14 protein-coding genes and 1 pseudogene are annotated in these 23627 nt (G+C 64.8%); 6 read left to right on the top strand and 9 right to left on the bottom strand.

Features of this window, described 5'->3' with window-relative positions; translation table 11 throughout:
- Complete coding sequence (locus E4K64_RS03615; protein WP_135162211.1) at positions 1-723, top strand: amino acid ABC transporter ATP-binding protein; 723 nt, start codon at positions 1-3, stop codon at positions 721-723.
- A gap of 67 nt (positions 724-790) precedes the next feature.
- Here the strand turns inward: E4K64_RS03615 and E4K64_RS03610 are convergent, their stop codons facing one another.
- Complete coding sequence (locus E4K64_RS03610) at positions 791-2065, bottom strand: glycosyltransferase (protein WP_135162210.1); 1275 nt, start codon at positions 2063-2065, stop codon at positions 791-793.
- Positions 2066-2257: 192 nt separating this feature from the next.
- Between E4K64_RS03610 and E4K64_RS03605 the strand changes: the two genes are divergently transcribed.
- The 4 genes from E4K64_RS03605 to E4K64_RS03590 are packed head-to-tail and all read left to right on the top strand — an operon-like array spanning position 2258 to position 6572.
- Positions 2258-3505: an efflux RND transporter periplasmic adaptor subunit gene (locus E4K64_RS03605; protein ID WP_135162209.1), complete on the top strand. Its 1248-nt coding sequence runs from the start codon at positions 2258-2260 to the stop codon at positions 3503-3505.
- A gap of 38 nt (positions 3506-3543) precedes the next feature.
- A complete protein-coding gene (locus E4K64_RS03600) occupies positions 3544-4233 on the top strand; it encodes an ABC transporter ATP-binding protein (RefSeq protein WP_167771789.1) in 690 nt (229 codons plus the stop codon).
- Positions 4234-4242: 9 nt separating this feature from the next.
- Complete coding sequence (locus tag E4K64_RS03595) at positions 4243-5403, top strand: ABC transporter permease (RefSeq protein ID WP_135162207.1); 1161 nt, start codon at positions 4243-4245, stop codon at positions 5401-5403.
- 2 nt (positions 5404-5405) lie between these two features.
- Complete coding sequence (locus E4K64_RS03590) at positions 5406-6572, top strand: ABC transporter permease (protein ID WP_135162206.1); 1167 nt, start codon at positions 5406-5408, stop codon at positions 6570-6572.
- A gap of 62 nt (positions 6573-6634) precedes the next feature.
- Here E4K64_RS03590 and E4K64_RS03585 read toward each other — a convergent pair whose 3' ends face one another.
- The 7 genes from E4K64_RS03585 to E4K64_RS03555 all read right to left on the bottom strand — a co-directional run bounded on the left by E4K64_RS03585 (position 6635) and on the right by E4K64_RS03555 (position 20868).
- Entirely contained in the window at positions 6635-7993 is a 1359-nt protein-coding gene (locus E4K64_RS03585) for a hypothetical protein (protein WP_135162205.1), read from the bottom strand.
- Between the two features lie 97 nt (positions 7994-8090).
- Complete coding sequence (locus E4K64_RS03580; protein ID WP_135162204.1) at positions 8091-9476, bottom strand: hypothetical protein; 1386 nt, start codon at positions 9474-9476, stop codon at positions 8091-8093.
- On the bottom strand, positions 9469-10812 hold the full coding sequence (locus tag E4K64_RS03575) for a WS/DGAT/MGAT family O-acyltransferase (RefSeq protein WP_135162203.1): 1344 nt from the start codon (positions 10810-10812) through the stop codon (positions 9469-9471). Before E4K64_RS03575 ends, E4K64_RS03580 begins: the two co-directional genes overlap by 8 nt.
- 35 nt (positions 10813-10847) lie before the next feature.
- Positions 10848-12272 (bottom strand): condensation domain-containing protein, encoded by a 1425-nt coding sequence (locus E4K64_RS03570; RefSeq protein WP_167771788.1) that lies wholly within the window; start codon positions 12270-12272, stop codon positions 10848-10850.
- Complete coding sequence (gene pks2, locus E4K64_RS03565) at positions 12265-18540, bottom strand: sulfolipid-1 biosynthesis phthioceranic/hydroxyphthioceranic acid synthase (RefSeq protein WP_235884544.1); 6276 nt, start codon at positions 18538-18540, stop codon at positions 12265-12267. Before pks2 ends, E4K64_RS03570 begins: the two co-directional genes overlap by 8 nt.
- 163 nt (positions 18541-18703) lie before the next feature.
- Positions 18704-19081: a hypothetical protein gene (locus tag E4K64_RS03560; RefSeq protein ID WP_135162200.1), complete on the bottom strand. Its 378-nt coding sequence runs from the start codon at positions 19079-19081 to the stop codon at positions 18704-18706.
- Positions 19082-19641: 560 nt separating this feature from the next.
- Positions 19642-20868, bottom strand: a complete 1227-nt coding sequence (locus E4K64_RS03555; RefSeq protein WP_135162199.1) for an aminotransferase class III-fold pyridoxal phosphate-dependent enzyme — start codon at positions 20866-20868, stop codon at positions 19642-19644.
- Positions 20869-21136: 268 nt separating this feature from the next.
- Here E4K64_RS03555 and E4K64_RS03550 point away from each other — a divergent pair.
- Positions 21137-21841, top strand: a pseudogene (locus tag E4K64_RS03550) (GntR family transcriptional regulator); the annotation flags it as partial.
- A 109-nt stretch (positions 21842-21950) separates the two neighbouring features.
- Here E4K64_RS03550 and E4K64_RS03545 read toward each other — a convergent pair.
- Complete coding sequence (locus E4K64_RS03545) at positions 21951-23627, bottom strand: N,N-dimethylformamidase beta subunit family domain-containing protein (protein ID WP_135162198.1); 1677 nt, start codon at positions 23625-23627, stop codon at positions 21951-21953.

The raw sequence follows: 23627 nt of genomic DNA, 5'->3' as shown, positions 1-23627 counted from the left end.
ATGATCCAGTTCGAGAGCGTCGATAAATGGTACGGAGCGATGCAGGCTCTGGCCGGCGTCTCCGGCGAGGTCCGCCGCGGCGAGGTCAAGGTGCTGGTCGGGCCGTCGGGTTGCGGCAAGTCGACCCTGATCCGCACCGTGACCCGGCTCGAGGCGATCCAGGGCGGCCGCGTGCTGGTCGACGGCGTGGACGTCGGCGCGCGCGGCGTCAACATCAACCGGCTGCGCCAGCGGGTCGGCTTCGTGTTCCAAGCCTACAATTTGTTTCCGCACTTGTCGGCGATCGGCAACATCACCCTCGGCCTGACCAAGCTGCGCAAGATGGGAAAGGCGGAAGCCCGCGAGCGGGCGTTGGCCGAGCTCGCCCGCGTCGGCCTCGCCGCGAAGGCCGAGGAGATGCCGGGCAAGCTGTCCGGCGGTCAGCGCCAGCGCGTCGCCATCGCCCGCTCGCTCGCCATGGACCCCGAGGTGATGCTGTTCGACGAGCCGACCTCGGCGCTCGATCCTGAAATGGTCGGCGAGGTGCTGGCCGCGATCAAGCAGCTTGCGACCAATGGCATGACCATGATCTGCGTGACTCATGAAATGGGCTTCGCCCGCGAAGTGGCCGACGAGGTGTGGTTCATGGAACGCGGGGCGGTGGTCGAGCGGGGCAGACCGGCGGACCTGATCAACAGCTCCGCGCATCCCCGGTTGCAACGTTTTCTCCGAACGCTCGCGTAGGGCAGTCGAGGGCCCCCGAGCGCCTCGACCAACCCTTTCGGCTTCCGTCCTCTGAGTGGTCTCGACATCACGCGCGCGTGCCGGCCAGCCCTTCGAGAAGGGCGACGGTGGTCGTCAGGCTCCGGCTCGGCGGTGTCATCTGATCGGCCACCTCGCGCGCCCGGGCGGCGCAGCCTGACTCCAGAACGGTCCGCAGGTCATGTCGAAGGGTGTCCCGGGTCGTTGTGGCGAGACGACGCGAGGTGCCGACGCCGAGGCGTTTGATTTGTGTCGCCCATACGGGCTGGTCGGCGCCTATCCACAGCACAAGAGTCGGGACGCCGGAGCGCATGCTGGCGGCCGTGGTGCCGGCGCCGCCATGGTGAACGATGGCCCGGCAGCGCGGCAGGACGTCGGCGTGATTGACCGAAGGCACGATCATGACGTCCTGTGTGGGAACCGTGCCTTCAAGCGGCAGGACTCCCGAACAGATCAGCGCACGCTCGCCGAGGTCCCGGCACGCATCTGTGATCATGGCGACGGTCTCCGCCGGTCTATCGACTGGCATGCTGCCGAACCCGAAGTAAAGGGGGCGGTCGCCGGCGGCGATCCAGGAATTCACGGAATCGTCGAACTCGGTCGCGAATTGCAGGGTCATCGTGCCCACTAACGGTCTCTTCCCGCCCCATTCCGCCTCGAGCCCGGGAAAGAACACCTTGTCATAGGCTTGAATCTCCAACGCGCCGGATTCGACGATATGACGCGCGGCACGAATTCCGGAGTGCGGAAGCCCCAGGGCACGGCGCTGGTCATCATAGGCCGGCCGCAACAGACGCCAGTGCGACCACTCGGCGAATGACCACAAGGTATCGACCAATCTCGGGGGCAATCGAATCGGCAGGATGTGATTGTTCGCCCTGACGGGAAAGTAATGCAGGGCGGCAAGCGGCACCCCCTGGGCCTCGGCAACGTTGGCGGCCAGCTCCTGATAGGTCGTACCGCTCAGGATCACATCGGCGCCGGCCGCCAACCCGGTCAGGGTCGCGCTCATGTCCGCCCAGCCGTCGGCGAGGTACTCGCGCGCCTGGCGCAGCACCTTGACGGGATTGCGCAACTTGAACCAGTCGTGGAAAACTTCCGCCTCGAGCTGGCGTTGGGAATCGGGACCGTAGGAATTCACCGAACAAAGACCGGCCGACTCGGCGAACCTGACGAGATTAGGGGGAACGGCCATCCTGACCTCGTGACCGCGGCGCTGCAGCTCACGTGCAACCGCAACCGCAGGCTCGATGTCTCCTCGTGTCCCATGGACTGCGATGGCAAACCTGATGGTCCCGCTCCGGTCTTCGAAGTGTCGAGTCATGGCGATCGCGTCGATGCGGGTGCCATCGGCTATGTTTCAAGCCATGAGAAGATTTGGAGAATACGAAATCATGGATGTCAAGCGCGACCCTTCATGCTAATGACACCGGTCAAGCGCATGGCTTAAGGCTTTCTCAACAGGATATTTTCTTCAAAGTCTGCGCTGTTTTGTTCGGAAATCCATGATCAAACCATGACTTTGCCCCAGGCCCTAAGCGACGGCGCAGCCGACGCCTCCGATCTTTCCGCGCTTGCAATCGACCGTAGCGCCGGCTCCCGGCGCCGCAGGCAGTTGCGCCGCATCCTGGGGCGCGTGCTTCTCCTCGCCCTGCTCGTCGGTATCGGGGGCGCGACGTGGGTGTGGCGCAGCCATGCGCAGATCGTCGTCGAGACGGCGGTCGTCTACTCCGTCTATCCGTCGCAGGCGCTGACGCTGCTGAACGCGACCGGCTACGTCGTTGCGCAACGCAAGGCGTCCGTCGCCTCGAAGGCGACAGGCCGTCTCGAGTGGCTCGGCGTGCTCGAAGGCAGCAAGGTGCACGAGGGCGAGGTGATCGCCCGGCTCGAGAGCAGCGACACTGTGGCGGTGCGCGACCAGGCAGCCGCCAACGTGCAGGTTGCGGAAGCCAACCTGGCCCAAGGGCGGGCGGAGCTGACGCAGGCGGAAATCGCGTTCAAGCGCTCCGAGGCCCTCGGCGAGAAGAACATCATCAGCGATTCGACGCGCGAAAGCGCCGAGGCACGCCTCGCCAAGGCGCGCGCTGCGTTTAACGGATACGGGGCCGCCATCGCCGCGGCGCAGGCCAATCTCCGCGCCTCCGAAGTTGCCGTCGGACAGACCCAGATCCGAGCGCCCTTCGACGGCGTCGTCCTCACGCGGCACGCCAACGTAGGCGACACCATCACCCCGTTCTCGCAGGCGGTCGACACCAAGGGCGCGGTCGTCACCATTGCCGACATGGACTCGCTGGAGGTGGAAGCCGACGTGGCGGAGTCGTCGTACCTGAGCATCCACGTGGGGCAACCGGTCGAGATCCAGCTGGACGCGATCCCCGGCGAGCGTTTCGAGGGCGTGGTCAGCCGGATGGTGCCGACCGTGGATCGCGCCAAGGCGTCGACCCTCGTGAAAATCCGGTTCGTGCAGCGCGACCCGAGGATGCTTCCGGAGATGAGCGCAAAGGTGGCTTTCCTCGAGCGTGAAGTATCGGAGAAGGAGCGCAAGCCTGTTCTCGCGGTGCCGGCGGCCGCCGTCTTCGAGGTCGATGGGCGCCAGCATCTCTATGTCGTCGAGGATGGCAAGGCCCGTCTGCGGAACGTGGATCTCGGCGAAAAGATAGGCGACCAGATCGAGGTTCGCGACCTCAAGGCCGGCACGCGCGTCGTGGTCCGGCCGCTGGAAGATCTCGTCGACGGACGCGCAGTGAAGCAGGCCACGAAGTGACCGTGCTTTCCATCTCCGACCGGCCGACCGGAGCGGACGTGCTGATCGCGCTGAGCGACGTAAGCAAGAGCTACCGCCGCGGCGCGCAGATCGTCCCGGTTCTTTCCAGACTGACGTTCGACATCCGTCGCAAGGAGTTCCTCGCCCTGATGGGTCCGTCGGGGTCGGGCAAATCGACAATGCTCAACCTGATCGCCGGCATCGACAGTCCGGATCATGGCTCGATCACGGTGGGGGGCGAGGACATCACGCTCCTTCCGGAAGCCGAACTCGCCGACTGGCGCGCCGCGAACGTAGGCTTCATCTTCCAGTTCTACAACCTGATGCCCGTGCTCACGGCGCTCGAGAACGTCGAATTGCCTCTCACGCTTACCAGCCTGGGGCGGCGCGACCGCCGGGACCGCGCGCAACTCGCGCTCAGTCTGGTCGGCCTCAGCGATCGCGTCAAACATCTGCCCTCCGAGCTCTCGGGTGGACAGCAGCAGCGCGTGGCGATCGCGCGGGCGATCGTCACCGACCCGACCGTGCTGGTGGCCGACGAGCCGACGGGCGACCTCGACCGGCAGTCGGCGAAGGAGGTGCTCGAGATCATGCAGCGGCTGAACCGCGACATGGGCAAGACGATCGTGATGGTCACGCATGATCACCGCGCCGCCGCGCATGCGAAACGCATCATGAATCTGGAGAAGGGCGATCTCTCTTACCTCGTGGAGCAGCGCCTTGAGTGAATGCCGACCATGAGCCAGTGGCTCAAGCTCGTGGCACGCAACGTCTTGCGGCACCGGCTCCGCACCTCCCTGACGCTCGTCGGTCTCATCGTCGCGATCCTCGCCTTTGGCGTGCTCCAGACCGTCGTCAAGACGTGGTATGCGGGGGTGGATGGCGCCGTTCCTTCGCGGCTTCTGACCCGCAACGCCATCTCCTTTACGCTTCCGCTGCCGAAATCCTATCAGAAGCGCATCAGCGCCGTCGAAGGCGTGCGGCGCGTCACCCACTTGAGCTGGTTCGGCGGCGTCTACAAGGATTCGAAAAACTTCTTTCCCCAGTTTGCGATCGATGCCGCGAGCTATCTCGACATGTTCCCCGAGCTCCTGGTGCCGGACGAGGTGCGGCGCGCCTTCCTGAGCGAGCGCCGCGGCGCGATTGTCGGGCGCAAGCTCGCCAAACGCTACGGCTTCAAGCCGGGCGACGTGATCCAGCTGCGCGGAACCATTTTCCCCGGCAATTGGGAGTTTGTGATCTGCGGCGTCTTCGACGGCCGGGATCCCAAAACCGACACCTCGCAGCTATTCTTCCGCTGGGATTACCTGAACGAGATACTGCGTGTGCGCTCGAAGGCACAAGCCGACCAGGTGGGCGTGTTCGCGGTGGACGTCGTTAGCCTGGACAGCGTTGCAGACGTCAGTCAAGCCATCGACGAAGTGTTTCGAAACTCACTGGCCGAGACGCTCACCGAGACCGAGCGCGCTTTCCAGATCGGTTTCGTGAAGCAGACCGAGGCGATCCTGATTTCCATTCGTGTCGTCTCCTTCGTGGTGATCTTCATCATCCTGGCCGTGATGGCGAACACCATGGCGATGACGGCCCGCGAGCGACTCCGCGAGTACGCCACGCTGAAAGCCATCGGCTTCAGTCCCGGCTACGTGGCGCGATTGATCCTCGGGGAATCCGTCCTGATAGCGTTGATCGGCGGTGCGATCGGCATCGCGCTTACGCCCCCGGTCGCCGCGCGCCTTGCCGAGCTCTCCGCCACGCTGTTCCCGACCCTGTTCGTAAGCGTCAACACCGTCATGTTGCAGGCACTTGCAGCGTTGGTGGTCGGGATTCTCGCCGCACTATTGCCGATGCGCAGGGCAGCCCGTGTCCGCATCGTCGACGGCCTTCGGGCGTTGGGCTGATCATGCCGCTGCTGCTCTCCTACAGCTTACGAAACCTGCAGGAGCGCAAGCTCACCAATCTTCTCACCGCGACGGGCATGGCTCTCGTGGTTTTCGTCTATGCTGCTGTGCTCATGCTTGATTCCGGGCTCAAGCAGACGCTGGTCGCGACCGGCGAAGACACCAACGTCATCTTCGTGCGCCGCTCTGCGGAGGTCGAGATCCAGAGCCTGATCGACCGCCGGCAGGCCAGGATCATCGAAAGCCAGCCGGAAATCGTCATCGGGGCCGAAGGGGCGCCGCTCGTATCGAAGGAAGTGGCGGTCTTGATCGCGCAGCCAAGGCGCAAGACCAGGCAGGCCAGCAACCTGTTGATCCGCGGCGTCGGTCCGGCCGCGCTCGCCGTGCGTCCGCACGTGCAGATCGCCGAGGGGCGCATGTTTCGTCCGGGATCGAACGAGATCGTAATCGGCCGAGCCCTCGCGGGGCGCTTCGAAGACATCGAGATTGGATCGAGCCTCCGGTTTGCCCAGCGGGAGTGGCGGATCGTGGGTCGGTTCGACGCCGGCGGCAGCGGGTTCGATTCCGAGATATGGGGCGACAGCGAGCAGCTCATGCAATCGTTCCGACGAGACTTCTTCTCTTCGATCACGGTGCGACTCGCCGACCGCTCCGGCTTCGACGCGCTCAAGGCGCGCCTTGAAGCTGATCCTCGCCTCACCATCGAGGCCAAGCGCGAGCGTATCTTCTATGAGGAGCAGTCACGCCTGCTCTCCGGGTTCATTCAGATTCTCGGGCTCACGCTCTCGGGGATGTTCTCGCTCGGCGCAGTCATCGGCGCGACGATTACGATGTACGCGGCCGTGGCCAGCCGCATGATGGAGGTCGGAGTGCTGCGCGCGCTCGGATTTCGGCGCTCGCGGATCTTGGTTGCATTCCTCGTCGAGGCGCTGCTGCTCGCGCTGATCGGATGGGTCGTTGGAATCTTGTTGGCGTCACTCATGACGCAGGTGAGGATCACGACACTCAACTGGACGTCGCTCTCCGAGCTTGCGTTTCGGTTTGTGCTAACGCCCGGCATCGTCCTGCGGTCGCTGGTCTTCGCCCTCGTGATGGGCTTCCTCGGAGGATTCCTGCCGGCCGTGCGGGCTGCCCGCATGAAGATCGTCGACGCGCTACGCGTTGCTTGAGCACGAAACCTTTGCGTTCTTCATCCTGATCGTAGCGCTACATTCCTTGGTGTGAGGTTGCCTCAACTCACCGTCCCGCATATGCACATATCCGCCAGCGCATCGCGCACGAATGGTGCCAACCGAGCACAGGTCGTCACGCGGTCCGGCACGTATCCGGACACGGTCATGAATAGCCGCTCGCCGACACGGTAGCTCGGGATGAAGAGCACGCCACCCAGTCGATTGAGCTGCGAGGCCGTATAGCGCTCCAGCAAAGAAATCTGCAGAAGCAGCGCCTCGCCGCAGGGGCAGTTCACGTCGAGCGGCAATTCACCGATCAGGCTGCATCCGACGGGAAGGTCCGCCCCAAGCGCCTCCCGCTCCAGGCGGCGCGCCAGCCACAGCGGCACATAGGGGATCAGTGGAAATAGCGGTGACAAGTCATCGCCGTTCCGAATCAGCGAGGCCAGTGCGGCCTTGAGATCCCGCTGCAAGGCGCGCGGATCGTTGCGGCACGTATCGGGGTCCGCCATCACGGTGATCGACCGCAGCGCGTTGCCGCGGCGGTCACCCGAATGACGGTCGCTGACCGGCAGCACCAGCTTCACGCGTCCTGACGGGTCCACGCGGCCCATCCGGAAGGCGAGCCGTGCCACGAACGCCATGATCAGCGTGTTGCTGGCAACGCCCAGATCCGACGCACGCTGTTGGCACGCGCCTGCGTCGATGACCACCTGCACGAGCGGCACGTCCACTGCCGGCTCCAAGCCGTCCCGGCTTCGCGGGCCGGAGTTCGAACGCGCCCTCCCCTTGCGCGACCGCCGCGCGAGAGCCACCACGGCGCGCGAAACACCAGGCAGCGCGCGCAGGCTCTCGACGCTGTCGCGCGCCAGCCTCACCGGAGACCATCGCCAGGATGGGGCGGGGAACCCGTAGTCGATACGTCGGCCAGCCACCGCGTCGGCGATGGCCTGGCTGGTGGCCTGCATGTCGGCGATCGTGTGCGACACCAGCATCGTCAGCGCGCAGCCGCCGCCCTCCAGCGCCTGGACTGCCAGGCGCCAGCCAGGTCCGCGCTCGGGATCCACCGGCAGATCGAGCAGCTTACGTCGCGACTTGGGGAGAAACTCGTGGGGGAGCGGATCGCTAAACCACGCCACCGGGCCCGGCACAGGGTTCGCCACCCAACGGTGCCGCCCCCAGGGCAAGGGTGAACGCTGCAGCAGGCGTCCCAGCAACCCCTGTGCGAGCCGCTCACTGAACTGCGCCACGGCGGCCTCATCGATCGCGTGCGGATACAGCCAGGTGACTTGCAGCGCCGGCCCGCGTCCGAGCGCCCGCAATCCGACGAATGAGGCCTGGTCCATATAGCACAGCACGTCGTCCGCCCCGGCGTCGCGCGCGCCGCCGCGCCGTTTGTTGGCAGGAGATAGGCTCAACCCTCAGGTCCCCTGGCCTCTTGCTGCACGAGGCGACCGCCGTCCGTCAAAGTCCTATCTCCCTTGATTCCGAATTCACATGCAATAGCCGCCGACCTCAGGCGTCTATGACCGCCTCAAGTCCAAATTCGGCGAGCGTTCGAGCGACCAGCAGGCGGAGTTCGTCGGCCGTGGTTGGTGTGGGGTGCAACTGGCAGGCCTCGATGCACAGAGAAACCTTCTGGTCGTAGCGGGAGGCCACGACGACGAGATGACCATGGGAACGCTCCAGGTCCTGGCGTGAGACGTTGACATCGACGGCTCGTGTCAGCAAGTGCCGGCACGGCGCGCCGTCGATGCGCGCGAGCCCTTCCGGCAGCATTCCAAGGTCGGAGCAGCTTACCGGCAGCTCATCGGAATAATCAAACAGCCCGTTCACCAGCGTCTTTGCCGCAGTGCGGGGCATCCAAGCGATGGCAGGGAGCAACGAAGTCAGCACATCGGTCTGACTTTTCCTCGCGCCACGAAGCAGAGCCCTCGCTGCATTCACCGGCTCCAGACTCTTGGTCAGCCCTTCAGGCGCGACGTTCATCATATGAAATTCGATCGCCAGCGCTCGTTCGTCGGCCAGCCCACGCCTTCGGCTTCTTGGGACGAGCAGGCTGACGGCGCCATCCGAGCAACGGCGACGGCCCAGACTCGATGCCAAGGACGCCACGAAGCCCGGCAGCAGCGTGCTCATGCCACCGCCAAGCCGCTGCTCGCACGCAAACCAGGCGCGCGATTCAACAGTCACCGCAACGGCTGGAAGCTCCACGATCGTCGAGGGGTCGTGACCCACCTCAACGGCTGCAAGGGCCGGACCCTTTACGGGGGCGGCGCGTCGGTACCAGTTCGCGTGTGCGATCCGAGCGAGTGCGGCAACCGTCTGCGGAGCGTCGGCGAGGATCTGCCAGGCGTCCGACAGGCACCCGGACAGCCGCCCGCGGGCGCCTTTGGGCAAGTACGGATTCGGGACGCCTGTGCCGTTCACGGCAGACGCGATGACGCGCAAGGCCCCCATCCCGTCGAGCAGCAGATGCGATCCGACGATGCTCACGGCTGTGCTGCCATCGTCGAATGGCTGGATGGCCATTCGCCCGGCGGGACCGATGACAGGGTCCATCGGCGCGCGCGCTTGCTGGTTAGCCCATTGCAGCAGCTGCGATCGTGGCAGCAGGTCCGAACTCTGCTCGAACGGAATGGACCCTGCGGCCGGCTTCACCCAACGTGGCCTGCCCCATGGTAGAGGTGACGGCTCAATGAGCCGATTGAAGGACAACGCCGTGAGCCGTTCATATGTTTGCACCAGCGCGGCGCGGTTCACGTCACGATCATAGAGCCAGAGGCATTGCATCAGCTGGCTCCGGCCGGTGACCCGGAACAATTCGTAGGCAAGTTGGTCCAGCCAGGCGAGGCGGTGCCGCGTGTGTGCAGGGGTGCCGGCCGTGCTCGTCTCAAGCATCAAAAAACTCGCCAGCGAGTTCGCAATCGGCCAAGAGACCTTCCACGAGCGCACGAAGATGCCGAGGCTCCGTGACCACGCCGGGCTGGTAGGCAACGAAGCTCAGGGCGATATATCCAGGTATGACGCCGGCGAAGAGCGTCGCCACGCCTTGACGCGCCTCGATCGCGCGGCGCGCGACCGGGCGGTCGATGCCGCGAAAGCAGATTCGATCGGCCGCGTCGCCATCGATCAGGAGCACGTCCTTGGGCAAGTCGCCCAGGTTCGAACAGGTGACCGGCAGGTCGGCGAGCGCGCCAAGCGCCAGATGGCTGGCAGCCCAAAATGCGCGTCGCGGCACAAAGGGCACCAACGGCAGCAGCGCGGCAAGTCGATTAGGCTCCTGTCTCGTCCGCAGCAGCGTGGCCCGCAGACGCCGCTGCAACGCATGCAGGCGCCCGCGCGGTTCGTCGACACGCACCTTCAATGTGGCGAGGGCGACGTCGTTCCCGCCGGTGTGCGACAGACCTTTGCGCTGGTTCACGGGAATCAACAGGGTCACTTCATCATCGCGGACGCGACCGAGCAGCTCGGCGAAGCGGGCAGTGATCGCAGTCAGGAGCGTGAGGCGGCTCGCACCGCGGCTCCGTGCTCTGGCGTCCCAGACCGACGTGGGCACGCGCAGGAAGGCCGACGGATACACGATTGTCCGGTCATCCTCGGTTGCCACCACCGGCGATGCGGCGGATGTGTTGGACGTGCCGAGCGAGGTGGATGCCGTACGGGCCAGCTGGCCGAGCGCTCGAAACGTCGCTGGCGCGTCACGCACAATGCGCTGGAGCTCGGCACCCAGCGCCGTCGCAGCGCGCCGCGCCGTCCGAACTCCCGGATAGATTGGTACACGCCGCTCTCCGCGCACCGCCTCGCTCACGGCCATTGCGATCGTCAGCCCGTCTGCGATGCAATGCGACACGACGAGCGAGACCACCGTGGAGCCATCGGTGAAGCCCTGGGAGGTCAAGCTCCATGCTGGTCCGCGCACGGGATCCAATGCAAGCTCCACCTGGGCGTCGGCCCACGCCTGCGTCGCCTCGGGGGCAAGCGGCCCCACCACGGCAGCTATGGCAGCCGACGGCGGCGGCGCGCTGACCCATTGGTGCCGTCCAAACGGAAGCAGCGCTGGCCGGATCAGCCGCGCCAGATGACCGTGCGCAAGGCTGTCACGAAACCTCGTCAAGGCGTCCATGTCTACAGGCCGCAGGTAGCGCCACAGCACCTGAATGACCGCGTGCTGCCCGAGCGAGACATGCGCGAGATAAATCGCCTGATCTGCGAAGGACAAGAATGCCGGCGTCATACTCGATACGTTTGCCGGGTGCGCCATCGCATGCGTCATCGTTCGCGACCGGCATCGCAGTACGCCGGCATCGATGCGTCGGCGGCCCGGCGGCATGCGTCCGCAAACGCCTTGATATAGCGGTGCATGGATGTGCGGGCTGTCTCGTTTGCCGGATAGGCCGCCGTGAGCGAAAGCCCGCGTTGCGTACGGAACAACCAGATCGCAACCTGCGCGGCGATGCCCTGGTTGATATAGACCCTCCCATCCGCCTGATGCCATTCGCGGGCGATCTGGGCGCTGAGCGGAGGAACGTTCACATCCATATAGGATAGCATGACGCCACCTGACGCAGCGGACCCGACCGTCGGCAATCCGGCCGCCAGCTCCAGCACGAGCTCGATCGGCAGCTCGGCCAGGCTCATCCGGTCGTCGAAGTTGCGCTGGGCCGCGAAGGCAAGTTCAGGAAACCTTCGTTGTTGCACGTCGAAGTCGATTGGAACCACTCCCACGCACCAACCGCTTGTCCTGAAAGCCTTTGGCGATCTTCGCGTCGTCGTCGGCGTGACGACACTGTAGTGCGAGCGGCAAGCCAATTCCCGTTCGGTCAGCGCTGCGCACGCCAGCAGGCCGCCGATCGCCCGCGCGCCGGCAGCGTGGCACGCGGACTCGAATGCGTCCATGACGGCCTCTTCGAGGACATCCACATGCACGTACTCCGCGTGATAGCGATCCTCCAGCACACCGAGCGGCAGCGCGAAAGACGGCATCCGCCCGCCGTTGCGGTGCAGGAACGCGATCCATCGGCTCACCTCGGGATCCGCCAGCGTCGTCGCGGCCGCCCGCTGGCGCTGACTGCTGCAGTAATCCAGATAGCTTCCCGGCGATCCCGGCTGAAGCGGCCTCTCGCCGTCGAGCACAGCGCGATACGCTGAGCGGATCTCCGTCATCAGGAACGCTATGATGGTCGCATCGGCGTGCAAATGGTCAATGCTTGCGAAGCAAGTGAACCCGCTCGTGCGCTGGAGAATGCCAAATCGAAAGCAATCCCATGCAAACGGTGCTGGAGTTGCCATGACATGTTTCTGCCAATCCTCCGCGCATATCTCGCCCAGTGTCGAAGGCTCCATCTGGATGGCCGCGGGTTCTGTGAGGACGTGCCTTACGATTGCTCCGCCGCGCTCTTCGAACCAGCTGTGATAGGTGTCGTGCCTGCGCAGATGCTCGGTCACCACATGGGTCATGGCTCTGAGGTCACACCGCCCGGGTTCTTCCCACACGACGACGAGCAGCCGCGCCATCGCCTCGTGCCGCTGCTCACAGGCACGGAAGGCGCGCAGATGCTGCTCCTGTTCGAAGCTCGGCAATACGGGAGACACCGGCGCGCGTTTCGCACTCTCCATCGACGCAGCAGACGGACGCCACAGCGTCAGCCCCGCCGGAGGCCCTGACCAATCGTGCAGCGGACGCAGATCAGTCACTTGCATCTGCTCCAGCGGGCTGCAGTTCCTGCATGGCGCCACTCAGCGAGTCGGCGAGTGCACGCACGGTCGTCACGTTCACGGAACGGGGCCGGATGCCTGTGTCGGCCTCGAGCGCAATCAGCAGCTGGAGCGTCCCGAGTGAGTCGAGGCCGTAATCGAAAAACGAGCGGTCCGGATTCACCGGGCGGCGCAAGATGACACCGAGATGCTCGATGATCAGACGCCGCAGCAGGGCCGGGCGCTCGCCGGGCGGCGCGCGTCTCAACTCCATGCGCAGGCGGCGCGCCGGTTCGCCCGCGGCCTCTGCGGCCTGCGACATCGCCGCCCCGAACGGGCTGCGCGCAGCGAGCGACGTCAGCCATGGGGCGCCGTCGAGATGGACATACGCGGCATACCCGCGGTCGTGCCGCAGCAGCGTCTCGAATGCGTAAGCACCGTCCCGTGGCTCGATCATGCGCGCATCGCCGCGGGCCGAGAGATGCGCACCGGCGCCAATATCCGCCCACGCCGCCCAGGCGATCGCCGAGGACGGCAGCCCCTGGGCGCGCCGCCACTGTGTGAATGTGTCGAGCCAGCCGTTGGCGGCGGCGTACGCGGACTGCCCAGGCGAACCGAACAGCGCCGCAACCGAAGAGAAACAGCAAAACCAGTCGAGTTGCTGCTTCAGCGTCGCCGCATGCAAATGCCAGGCGCCTTCCGCCTTGGGGGCCCAGTTTCGATGCAGCCTCTCCTCCGTGACGGAGGCGAGGATGCCGTCCTCGACGACGGCTGCACCGTGCAGGACACCTCGCAGCGGCAGGCCGGTCGCCGTGGCAGCTCCGACTACGCGCCGTGCAGTCGACGGCTCGGCGATGTCCGCACTTATCACCTGAACTTCGGTGCCTCGTGCTTTCATCGCGCTCAGCACGCTCGTCGCCGCATCGGTGGGCTCGGAGCGCGCGTTGAGGATCACGCGACCAGCGCCGGCGGCAGACATCGCATCAGCGAGGAACAGGCCGAGCCCGCCAAGGCCGCCAGTGACGATGTACGCACCATCGCGCCTGAACGGCGTGAAGCGTTCCGGCGCCGCCGGCACCCGGAAACGGCCGGTCATTGGAACCGTGAGCACGAGCTTTCCGGTGTGACCGGCGCCGCTCACAATGCGAATGGCGTCAGCCGCGTCGGCGAGGGGATAGGTCGCGATGTCCGGCAGGGGCAGCCGCTCCTCCCCAACGAGACGCATGACTCGCGAGAGCAGCGCCTGCACGCGGGCCGGAGCAGTCGTGCACATCTGCGCAAGGTCGACGGCAAAGAACGAGAGGTTACGCTTGAACGGAGCCAGTTCCAGCCACGTGCCGCCATAGATGTCCTTCTTGCCGATCTCGATGAACCGCCCGCCCGCCGCAAGGAGCCCCAGGCCGGCGCGCTGGGCCGCGCCCGTGAGCGAGTTGAGAACCACGTCCACGCCGTAACCTGCCGTGTCCTGCCGGATCTGCTCGGCGAATGCCGCGGTTCGAGAATCGTAGACGTGGCGGATGCCGTCGGCGCGCAGCAGCTCTCGCCGCGCCTCGGAGCCCGCTGTTGCAAATATCTCTGCACCAGCCGCGCGGGCAATGGCCACAGCCGCCTGCCCGACGCCGCCGGTCGCCGAGTGAATGAGCACCTTGTCGCCAGGCCCGATCCGGGTCAGATCCTCGAGGCCATACATCGCCGTGGCACTTGTCGTGAGAATGGCGGCCGCTTCGGCATCCGTGAGCCTGCGCGGTATCGCGACAAGCAGGCGTGCATCGCAAGTCAGATACGTGCCCCAGGCGCCCCCACAGCAGAGCCCGGCCACGCGGTCGCCAACGCGAAATGCCGAAACGCCAGGCCCGACGGCGGTGACAATGCCGGCGAAGTCCAGGCCAAGCCCCTGCGCACGGCCATCAAGTGATGGATAGCGGCCAAGGGCAACGAGCACATCCGCGAAATTGACACTGGTGGCATGGACGGCGACCTCCACCTCGCCGCCGCCCGGCGCACGCCTCTCGTAGGCCGCCATCTCCAGGCTCTGAAGGTCACCAGGCACGCGGATTTCCAGGCGAAGACCATCGCGGGTCGCGTCGCGGTCCACCATACGGCGATCGGCGTGACCAAGGGAGCTTCGCTGCAGCCGTGCGACATATGCACTCGCTCCGCGCAGCGCCGTTTCGTCTTCGTCCGAGCCGCTCAGCAACTGAGACCGAAGCAATGACACGTCCGCCTGCGGGTTCACGTCGATCTGGGTCGGATGGAGTGCGGGAAGCTCGGCGCCGACGGCTCGCAGCCATCCGCGCACTCCGGCGTGCGCGAGCTGAACGGTGTCGTCTGGCAATACGCGTTGAGCCATACATGTGACGACGAAGAGGCGGGGCCGCCGCTCGCATTGCCTCAGCGCGTTGGTCACGTGCAGCAGGCTGCTTATGTTCGCCCGAGATACGTCGGGACTCGCCGGCTCATTACCGCGTGGCAAGACCACCACCACGGCTCCAGGGCGATGCTGATGCAGAGCGTCTTCAACCTGCCCGCGCCATGCGCCCCCCTTCCCCGCTCCGGCGCTGCTGAGGATGCGGGACTTGAACCCTTGCAGGCGCAGGTCTCGTTCCAAGTCCAACATCAAGCGGTGCCCCGCATCATCGGCATCGAGCAGCAGCCAGGCGCCGTCGTCCGGCCTGGCCGTGGCACGCGGGATGTCCCATGACTGCCAGGTTATGTCGAGCAGGCGCGAGTTGCAGGCGACGGCATCGGCATGCTGTTCGGCCGCGCCGCTCCCCATCGCCAATCCATCGACACTGAGCAGCACGCGACCGGAGGCGTCGAGCAGATCGATATCCACCTCGACGTGCAGGGCGTCGATCGCGACCAGGCGGGTGATGCAGTGGGCGGCGTCGGCGTCCGTGTGGTGGAGCCGGAGGCTTCGCACCGAGAGCGGCAGCAGCAAGCGCCCGTTTGTCTCCGAAACCACCCGGGCGAACGCCCCGACGGACTGGAAGCACGCGTCAAGCAGCACGGGATGCACCGTGTAGCCCCGCGCGCCCGTTCGGAACGAGGTCGGGAGCCGAAGATCCGCAAAGAGCGAAGCGCCGTCCGCTGACAACGCCAAGCCCGGGGCCAGTGCGCGAAATGACGGGCCGTACTGGATGCCCTGCGAGTCGAACCACCGCCACACCTCGTCCACGGCGACGGGCGTCGCGTGAACGGCGCGTAGCGCGGCTACGTCGTGCGCGGCCGGCAGCTTTGCAGAGGTAGCGCCAGAAAGCCGGGCGCTTGCATGGACCCGCGCTTCGCTCTTCGCCTGGCTCTCGAGCCTGAAATTCAGCTCAGCCGGTCGGTCCGGCACTGCCGTGCAGACGATCGGGATCGATGGCTCCAACCGCAACGCGTGGTCGAACGTGATCGTCTGCACTTCGACGAGCGATGTGCCAAGGGCTGTGCGCGCGGCGGCGAGCGCCATTTCGCAGAAGCCAGCGCCCGGGAACAGCGGCGTTCCGTTCACCCGGTGGTCCGCAAGCCAGGGGTGGGCATCGAGACCAACCTCACAAGCCCAGACGTGGCGTTCCGGCTCTTCGTGCAGGACGCGGTGGACGTTCAACAGCGGATGCGTCGACGGCACATGATGCGGAGCTACGGCCGGCCTCGCCGGCGCTAGGAACAGGGGATAGTGCGTCCAGGCCGGCAACGGGAGGTCAAGCAGCTGGCCATCCGGATAAAGAACATTGAAGTCGATCCCAGCGCCGGCGACATAGATGGCGCCGACCAGGTCCAGAAGCCCGTTGTGCATGGGCTCGCCGCGAGTCATCGACGCAAGCGCGCGGACGGCGAAGTCCGTTGCGGAAGCATTCTCCAACACCGCGTGGGACACGATGGGATGTGGCGAAAGCTCGACGAATACGCGATGTCCGTCTTCGAGCGCCGCCTGAACAGCCGGACGGAAGCGGACCGTCTGCCGAAGGTTGTCGATCCAGTAAGCGCCATCGCAAACGGGGGATTCGCGCGGATCAAGCAGCACGGTGCTGTACATCGGTGTGTGCGGACTGTGCGCAGTCACCCCCGCAAGGCGCTCCGACAGTTGCGCGAGGATCGGCTCCACTTGCGACGTGTGCGAGGCCACATCGACCGCGACCTCGCGGGCGGAGCGGCCTTCAGCCTGCCAGGCAGCGACGAGGCGCTGCACGGCCACGGCAGCGCCCCCCACCACCGTCGAGGCCGGAGCAGCCAGTACGGCGATCTCGACGTCGTCAATCCGTCGGCGCGCAAGATCTTCGCGAACCGCCGCCGGCGTCATCCCGACGACTGCCATTGCACCGGATCCAGCGAGCGTTTGGCACAGCATGGCGCGATGACAGATCACCCGCACGCCATCTTCGAGCGAGAGCGCGCCGGCCACGACTGCCGCCGACACTTCGCCCATCGAATGGCCGATCACTGCCGACGGCACCACGCCCTGGGCCTTCAGAGACGCCGCCAACGCGACCTGGATAGTAAAGATGGCGGGCTGGATCCGTTCGATGCCGTCGAGTTGCGCCGGTCGACGCAGGGCATCGGTCACAGAGAAACCGCAGAGGGTCTGAATCAGAGGTTCAATGGCGCCAACCATCCCGGCGAAGACCGGATCGATGTCAATCAGTGCCGCGCCCATCGACTCCCATTGCGACCCCTGTCCGGAGAATACGAAGACGGGACCGCTTCTATCCTGGTCGGCCCAATCTGCATCGATGGACTGATCGGTCGCGAGCCTGCGCAATTGCGCTGTCAGATCGCCGAGCGTTGTCGCAATGAGCGCGTGCCGGACGGGCCGGTGCCCGCGCCTGCAGGCGAGGGTCCGCGCGACGTCACCGGGGCGACGACGGCCGGCGCTCGCGTCCAGCCAAGCGGCAAGTCGCCCGGCCGAAACGCGAAGCGCCTCCGGCGAGGTCGAAGAAATTGGAAACAACCACGGCTGATCGTGTGTTTCGGCGGCTTGCGGCGAACAAGATGAAGCTGGCGCGTGAGGGGCTTGTTCGAGCACGACGTGGGCATTCGTGCCGGACATTCCGTAGGACGATACGGCCGCGCGGCGGAGTCCGTCAGCGCCGGTCGAGGGCCAGGGCGCGGTGTCCGTCGGGACGAAGAGCTGAGTCTCGATCGGCCGGAGATGCGCAGGCAGCTGATGGAAGTGAACGGATCGCGGTACGACGCCATGTGCCAGCGCGAGCGTCGCTTTGATCAGGCCCAGGACGCCCGCCGCCGATTCCGCGTGGCCAAGGTTGCTCTTGAGCGAGCCGAGGGCGCAGGGCGAATGTCGTCCATACCGTGTTGAGAGACTATGGAACTCCTCAGTATCGCCCACCGGCGTACCGGTGCCGTGCGCCTCGATCATGCCGACGGATGAGGGATCAACCTGCGCCTCGGCAAGCGCACGATCGATCACCGCGATCTGGGCCGCGCGGGAAGGCGCCAATATGTTGTGCGTGCGTCCGTCCTGATTGACGGCGCTACCGCGGATGACCGCGAGCACGCGATCGCTATCGCGCAGGGCGTCGCTCAGTAGCTTGAGCATCACCACCCCACAGCCTTCGGCGCGCACGAAGCCATCGGCGCGCTCGTCAAACGCATGACAACGCCCGGTCGGCGACAACATGCCGAGCCCTGACGCCGAGGCGAATGTCGTGGGCGAGAACATCAACATGGCCCCGCCGGCAAACGCAACGTGGCACTCGCGCGCGAGCAGGCTTCGCCGAGCCGCATGCACGGCGACGAGACTGGACGAGCAGGCCGTATCCATGGTGATGGCAGGACCCGTGAGCCCCATCGCATGGGCGACCCGTCCTGACGCCATGCTGAAGGGCGTTCCCGTGAAAGCGTAGGCGAGGCCCATTGCACCTGCGTCACGCGTGACCTGCATGTAGTCCTGATGCGAGAGGCCGAAGAACACGCCGGCATCGGTCCCAAACAGGCGGCGCGGATCGCGACCGGAATGTTCGGCGGCCTCCCAAGTGACCTCGAGCAACAGCCGGTGCTGCGGGTCCATGGCGACGGCCTCGGGTTCGCCGATGCCGAAAAAGCGATGATCAAAGCCCGACGGGTCGTCCAGGAACGCGCCCCAGCGCGAAACCGAGCGGCCCGCCACGCCTGCTACGGGTTCGTAATAATCGTCGGCATTCCAGCGCTGCGACGGAATCTCCCCAACGAGGTCGGTGCCTGCCAGAAGCGCGCCCCACAAGGCGTCCGGGGATTCGATATGTCCTGGAAGTCTGCAGCCAATGCCGACAACAGCAATCGCAGTCACAATCAAGACTTTCCTTCGGGGAGAAGACTTTTCGATCAAATCAATACATGCCGTATCACGTTATTGATCCGTCGATCGATCGTCCAGCCCGCAGACTGCTGGCGGTTGCACTGACCGGATCCTGGGTGCGTCATCGTCACGCCGCGAATCGATCAGGCGGTCATTACCGATTGTTGCGCCCGCGGTTTCGCGGTGGCGTCGCTCGGCCTCGAGCAACGAGCTTCATGATGACTTCGAACAGCGCTTCGAACTCGTGCGGGTCACAATCGCGTTCAGTGGTTTCGCTCTCGCTATCATGCCCAGGAGATCCCGCACGATCCTCCTTGGTCAGCAGCTTCCCTTTCAGTTGCGCTCCGAAAAGACGGCGCACGGCGTGAACGCCGAGCCCTTCCTCCGTAATGTCGGCCGCCGTGAGGATCGGGTTGAACTCCTTGCAGAAACGATCACCCAAGGGCGAACGGCTACTGAGAGAAATAAGGTCCGGGAGGAGCAGCTTGTGTCCCGCGGTGCCACCCGGGGCGTTCAGCAGCGCGTAGTCCAATATGCTTATTTGGCGAGCGCGGGAGGCGTGCGCCGCCGCCAATAGCAGACGGCTCGGCGGCGATAGATGTGGCGAGCCATTTGCGAGCGACACCTGTGCCGCAGGGATGCGTCGCAGCGCTGTGCAGCAGCGCCCCAGTCGGGCCGGTTTCGTGAGCAATTTCAGGGGGGCGGAGCTTCTGGCTGGGGCGGGAGGGTCGAACCTCCGAATGGCGGAATCAAAATCAGTTTGATTATTCAATGATTTCAAGGCGCATTTGGAAAAAACGGACCAATTCGCCTCTAGTAATATCAATTGCTTAGCAGGCATTTCCAAACAAGGAAGCGCCTCTCCGAGCTGAGCCAACTACATGCTGCTCGCGTGAAAAGCGGAGACCGTCAGTATCGATACGTGCAAGGGCATCCTAACGCGTCGTAGGACTTTGCGTGTACTCATCGAGCAGCTGATTAAGAGATAGCGACGGGTCAAGATCAATCAATCACTTACTGGTCGCACCACTCGGCTTATCCGACCAAACATGGGCATTCGTCGCACCATCATAGTTTTCGCACCACGTGACATCAAAGTGCCGCCACGCTTGCGAAGCCGTGCTCCGCAGCCTCGAGAGCCACGGCGATGTCGCTCTCGGTATGGGCGGCGCAAAGGAACATGTTGTGCTTGGGATGGAAGTAGACACCCCTTGCAAGCATCGCGCTGCAAAAGGCCGAACCTTTCCGATAATCCGGGTCCCCTTCAAACAAAAGGGTCGGCATTTGCACAGGCCCCGACTGACGGATTGAAAGACCGAACTGGCGGGAACGCGTCTCGAGACCATCACGCAGCGTTTGCCCGAGCTGCGCAAGGCGGGCCGGAACATCGTCCCTGCGCACGATCTTCAACGTCGCGACGGCAGCAGCCATGGCGACGGCGCCGGCCCAGAATGACCCCGTGACAAAGACCTGACTCGCGGCGCGGCGCAGCCAATCGGCTCCGGTGACGGCCGCCAGGGCATGACCATTGGCGATCGCCTTGCTCCAAGCGGACAAATCGGGCCGAACACCAAGGCCTTCCCAGCTACCCGCGGCATTCAGGCGGAAGCCGGCACGAACTTCGTCGATAAGCAGCGCGGCCCCCTTGCTATCACAGATGCGACGCGCCGCACGGGCGAACTCTACGGTTGGAAGTTCCTGATCGGACCCGAGATCGTGGCGGAACGCCGAAATCAGAATTCCGGCAAGATCATCACCCGCCTCCTTGGCCGCCGCCTCAAGGCTCTCGACGTCGTTGAATGTGAAGTATGCGAGATGGGCGCGATCCTCCGCGGTCACACCGAGAAGGGACGGTGAGCACCACGGTACGGCACCATGATAGGCGCCCTTGGCGACGAGGATCTTTCGTCGACCTGTTGCAGCCCTCGCGATCGTGACGCACGTCGTCGTCGCATCGGTGCCGTTCTTCTGAAACTGCGTCCAATCGGCATGTCCCACCATATCGACGACAAGCTCGGCCAACTCGACCATGACTTCGGCCGGACCATTGAGGCAGTCGCCGTCGCGCCGCTGACGCTCGGCGGCTTCCTCCACCTCGGGATGGTGGTGGCCGAGCAGGTTGGGACCCCAGCTGCACATGAAATCCACGTAGCGGTGACCATCAACATCCCAGAGCACGCCGCCTTCGCCACGGCTGAAGAACTGCGGATACGCCTCCGGCAACTTGGCCGCGTGGAGATGTCCCCACATCCCGCCTGGCACGACCTTCTCGGCCCGCGCCCGCAGGGCGGCATCCCTTGTCCTGATCAGTTCCGGCATGCCTTCCCTTCTCCTCTAGCTCTGATATATCATATATTATGTTCTCGACTACAGGGAATTATTGTTTGCCTATCTAAGGCGTAGTGGGACCGTGGTCCGGAGCCGACGGATTCGACTTTTCAGGGGAGGCGGCCAACCTCTCAAGGCTCCGTCTCGGAAAGAAGCCCCGCGCGGTGCGCGAGGTAGGATCCTATATTATATATGAAATGGATTCGAACCCGTATCGGCGCGCATGGCCGAAACGGCCCAGACCTTTCGGGGACCGAGAATGGTTGACGTTGAACAGAGATATGGCGAGGGCGGCGTTGGCCCGGTCGCGCGCGACAGCCTGACAAGCCTGGTCTACAACAATCTGCGCCAGGCGCTGATGGAAGGCCGGTTCTGGCCCGGCCATCGCTTCAAGATCCGCGACCTTGCTGCGACCATGAACGTTTCCGAGACGCCCATTCGCGAAGCCCTGATGCAGCTCGTGCGCGGCCGCGCGCTCGAGATGCAGGCGGGACGCTCGATCATGGTCGCCCACATGACGGCCAAGCAGTATATCGAGCTCAGGACCGTCAGGCTGTTTCTCGAGGGACTTGCTGCCGAGCACGCAACCACGCGCATCTCGGAAGCCGACATCGACAGGATGGAGGCCACTCACCGCGAGCTGATCAGCGCGGAGAAGGAGCACAGATGGTCCGACGCCGTTCGAGCCAACTGGCAATTCCACCGCGGTCTCTATGATGGATCGGGGCTTCCCGAAGTGCTCGCCATCCTCGACGATATCTGGATGCGGAACGGCCCCTTGTTGAATTTCCATTACCCGCACGCCCCCCCGACCTATCCAAACGAGCACCAGCACCTGTCCGTTCTCAAGAATCTGCGGCAGCGCCGGCCGGACAAGGTTCGCGAGTCGATCCAGGCGGACATGATGGAGGGCGGCCAGAATCTCGTCCGGTTGCTGGAAAAGCATGGCGGCACGCGCTTCATGACTCCCGAGACGGCCATTGACGACGACGTCGAGATCGAAGCGATGAAGACGCGCGCTGCACCACCTGCCAAGGCAGCACGCTCGAAATCCAGGCGTCGCTGAAAGTTGCTCACGCGGAACGGGGCGCAGTGAAGCGATCGAGGATGTTGCGGGTGATCCGCTGCGTGAACGGGTCGCCGCGCTTCAGTCCCATCACCCATTCGCAGGTCGCGGCTGTCAGCACCTCGCCCTTGCCGCGGGTCATGTGCACCATCATGCCGGAGCCGTATTTGTAGCGGGCCAGACCCTCGGGCGTGACCTCGCCGGTGATGCACTCCACCAGCCCTTCGTGGTCGCTGCTGCGGATGTAATAGCGGAATCCCTCACCCTGCGGCTCGTCTTCGGCCAGGACGGCCGGCGCCATCGCCAGGATCTGAATGGTCTCGGGCTGCCCCTCGGCCGGGACTGGAAAAGGAAGACCGTTGCGGAACGTGTAGTCCAGCCCATCCACCTCGTAAGCGAAGATGTGCTGCTTGTCGCCGAAGATATCGGCATAGTGCAGTCCTGTGCCGGCAAACGCCCAATGCTCCGGGCGATAGACGGTAAAGCCTCTTTGGCCGTTCGGCGCGAAGCCACCCCAGGACGCGTAGAGGCCATGCGCGCCGTTCACGCCGACCGTCGAGGCGCCGGGCCAACGGACGTTGCGATCTTCCCAGGCAGACGTCATCAGGCGCGCGCGGTCCGTGCCGACGATCGGGTCCTTGTGGATGGCCTTGAACTTGTAGCAGACTTGGCGCTTGCCATCGTCCTCGAGCCGGATCTGCCACAGGAAGTTCGCGCCGAAGCGCGCGAGCCGCCCGCCGCCCTCCACATAGCGCTCAATCGCCTCGCGCATCTCCCATGTCCAGTACTCGTCATGGCCGATGATGGTGACGCAAGGGTAGGCGTCGAGCAGCTCGGGCCGGTAGTGAAGATCGGTCTGGGTGATCATGTCGAGGGCGTAGCCTTCCTTCTGCGCCCAGAGCACAAAATGCCTGTCGAACTGGGCCCAGCCAGCCGCCGCGTAATACTGGCCAAAGCCGTTGGCGAACGCCCACTCCTTCATCGGATAACGTGGCGCGTCACCTATCTCGGGTGCAGGATCGGCGCAGATGCGCGGTGCGCCCGGCGGCAGCCAGACCACCCCGCGCGTCCATGGCCGTTGCAGCGACAGCACCGGTGACGGTTCATCCCTGTCAGGACCTTCAACGCCAAAGTAGTGATTGGCACCGCCGAAATCATTGTAGGCGGTCCAGGTGCCCGTCGGCAGGATCATCAGAATCTTCGCGCGCCGCGTCTTCTCGGTCGGGCGCACGACGAAGAAATGATGCTGGACGAAGCGGGCCCCGTTCGCTCGCTCGCACGAGGAGACCACACGATAAAAGCCCGAGCGCAGATCCGGCGGCAACGTCCAGCGATGAGCGACAGGCCAGTTGCAGCCGTTGCGGTAGGCATCGGACGGCGTAGCGGCGAACACGCCGTCAAGCGCGTCGATCTCATGCACCATCTCGGGCTCCAAACCATCGCGATAGATCTGCAATCGCCAGATCTTTGCTGTTGCTGAGGAGCGCAACACGACTTCGTCTCCCGGATCGTAGGACATCGCATCGGTATAGGTGTAGACCTCTGCCACGGCAGGATCGCCGCGCGGAACCTCATACCAGGGCTGGCTGGCCCAGTGCTCGTCCGCATGCATCGGGCGCGCCTTGCGGGGAGCGACGTTGACGGACCCCGATTCCGGGGATTGAAACTCAGGCTTGTCCGACAT

This window comes from Bradyrhizobium frederickii (assembly GCF_004570865.1).
Taxonomy (GTDB): Bacteria; Pseudomonadota; Alphaproteobacteria; order Rhizobiales; family Xanthobacteraceae; genus Bradyrhizobium; species Bradyrhizobium frederickii.
The sequence above is the reverse complement of the archived record's forward strand: the minus strand, read 5'-3'. Positions and strand labels throughout refer to the sequence as shown.

Excerpts from the sequence above, each read along its gene's own strand:
- E4K64_RS03545 (WP_135162198.1), bottom strand. The coding sequence starts at position 23,627 with ATGTCGGACAAGCCTGAGTTTCAATCCCCGGAATCGGGGTCCGTCAAC.
- E4K64_RS03605 (WP_135162209.1), top strand. The coding sequence starts at position 2,258 with ATGACTTTGCCCCAGGCCCTAAGCGACGGCGCAGCCGACGCCTCCGAT.
- E4K64_RS03580 (WP_135162204.1), bottom strand. The coding sequence starts at position 9,476 with ATGCTTGAGACGAGCACGGCCGGCACCCCTGCACACACGCGGCACCGC.
- E4K64_RS03575 (WP_135162203.1), bottom strand. The coding sequence starts at position 10,812 with ATGACGCCGGCATTCTTGTCCTTCGCAGATCAGGCGATTTATCTCGCG.
- E4K64_RS03555 (WP_135162199.1), bottom strand. The coding sequence starts at position 20,868 with ATGCCGGAACTGATCAGGACAAGGGATGCCGCCCTGCGGGCGCGGGCC.
- E4K64_RS03615 (WP_135162211.1), top strand. The coding sequence starts at position 1 with ATGATCCAGTTCGAGAGCGTCGATAAATGGTACGGAGCGATGCAGGCT.
- E4K64_RS03610 (WP_135162210.1), bottom strand. The coding sequence starts at position 2,065 with ATGACTCGACACTTCGAAGACCGGAGCGGGACCATCAGGTTTGCCATC.
- E4K64_RS03590 (WP_135162206.1), top strand. The coding sequence starts at position 5,406 with ATGCCGCTGCTGCTCTCCTACAGCTTACGAAACCTGCAGGAGCGCAAG.
- E4K64_RS03595 (WP_135162207.1), top strand. The coding sequence starts at position 4,243 with ATGAGCCAGTGGCTCAAGCTCGTGGCACGCAACGTCTTGCGGCACCGG.